Source organism: Limnobacter sp. MED105 (assembly GCF_000170915.1).
GTDB lineage: Bacteria > Pseudomonadota > Gammaproteobacteria > Burkholderiales > Burkholderiaceae_B > Limnobacter.
In genome coordinates this window covers 1-1,560 of record NZ_ABCT01000043.1, presented here as the reverse complement: position 1 = coordinate 1,560, position 1,560 = coordinate 1, and the positions used below count along the sequence as shown (strand labels likewise).

The following is a 1,560-nucleotide window of genomic DNA, read 5'->3' as shown; positions in this document are numbered from 1 at the left end:
TCTGCAGCCGACGGCCCCATGCCACAGACCCGTGAGCACATTTTTGGCCCGCCAGGTTGGCGTGCCTTACATCATCGTGTTTCTGAACAAGTGCGACATGGTGGACGACGAAGAGTTGTTGGAATTGGTTGAAATGGAAGTGCGTGAGCTACTTTCCAAGTACGACTTTCCTGGCGATGACGTGCCAATCGTAAAGGGATCAGCCAAGCTGGCCTTGGAAGGTGATACTGGTGATTTGGGCGAAGGCGCAATCAAGCGTTTGGCCGAAGCATTGGATACCTACATTCCAACGCCTGAGCGTGCAGTGGATGGCACATTCTTGATGCCAATCGAAGACGTATTCTCCATCTCTGGTCGCGGCACGGTAGTAACAGGCCGTATCGAGCGCGGCATTGTGAAAGTTGGTGAAGAAATCGAAATCGTGGGTATCAAAGACACAGTCAAGACTATTTGTACTGGCGTGGAAATGTTCCGCAAGCTGCTGGACCAAGGTCAGGCTGGTGACAACGTGGGTGTTTTGTTGCGTGGTACCAAGCGTGAAGACGTGGAGCGCGGTCAGGTATTGGCCAAGCCAGGTTCGATCAAGCCACACACAGGCTTCAGTGCGGAAATTTACGTACTGAGCAAAGATGAAGGTGGTCGTCACACGCCATTCTTCAATAACTACCGTCCTCAGTTTTACTTCCGTACAACCGACGTGACAGGCTCAATCAGCTTGCCCGCGGACAAGGAAATGGTACTGCCAGGCGACAACGTGTCAATCAGTGTTGAGTTGATTGCCCCGATCGCGATGGAAGAGGGTCTGCGTTTCGCGATTCGCGAAGGTGGCCGTACGGTAGGTGCAGGCGTAGTTGCCAAAATCACCAAGTAATACTTGGAATGAGCCCGCATCAACCGATTGATGCGGGCAACTTTGAGGTGAGCCAAAAGTTAAGTTTGGTCACACTCTTTTAGCTCTTTAGGAACAAACATGAATAATCAAAAAATTCGTATTCGCTTGAAAGCTTTCGACTACAAACTGATCGATCAGTCTGCTCTCGAAATCGTGGAAACAGCCAAGCGCACAGGCGCCGTTGTGAAGGGTCCGGTTCCGTTGCCCACCCGAATTAAGCGTTTCGATATTCTGCGTTCTCCTCACGTGAACAAGTCTTCACGTGATCAGTTTGAAATCCGTACCCATCAGCGTTTGATGGATATCGTAGATCCTACAGATAAAACCGTAGATGCTTTGATGAAGCTGGATCTGCCCGCTGGCGTAGATGTTGAAATCAAGTTGCAATAAATTTAATTAACGCATATAATCTTCGGCTAACCTTTTCAAAAGGTTAGCTTTAGATAGAATTTAATCATTCGGCCAATCGTAGCCGAAATTGGAGAAATCATGAGTCTAGGCCTTATTGGTCGCAAGATCGGCATGATGCGCATCTTTACAGACGCGGGTGTTTCTATTCCCGTGACTGTTGTGGATGTGTCTTCTAACCGTGTTGCGCAGCTCAAAACACTCGAACAAGACGGCTACACAGCCGTTCAGCTGGCCTACGGGTCCAAGCGAGCCTCCCG

At 49.7% G+C, this 1,560-nt stretch carries 1 protein-coding gene and 2 pseudogenes; all 3 read left to right on the top strand.

All coding sequences use genetic code 11. From position 1 onward, the window contains the following. Positions 1-871, top strand: a pseudogene (locus tag LMED105_RS15910) (elongation factor Tu); the annotation flags it as partial. 99 nt (positions 872-970) lie between these two features. Then, entirely contained in the window at positions 971-1,282 is a 312-nt protein-coding gene (rpsJ, locus tag LMED105_RS15905; protein WP_008253393.1) for a 30S ribosomal protein S10, read from the top strand. A 99-nt stretch (positions 1,283-1,381) separates the two neighbouring features. After that, a pseudogene (gene rplC / locus LMED105_RS15900) lies at positions 1,382-1,560 on the top strand (50S ribosomal protein L3); the annotation flags it as partial.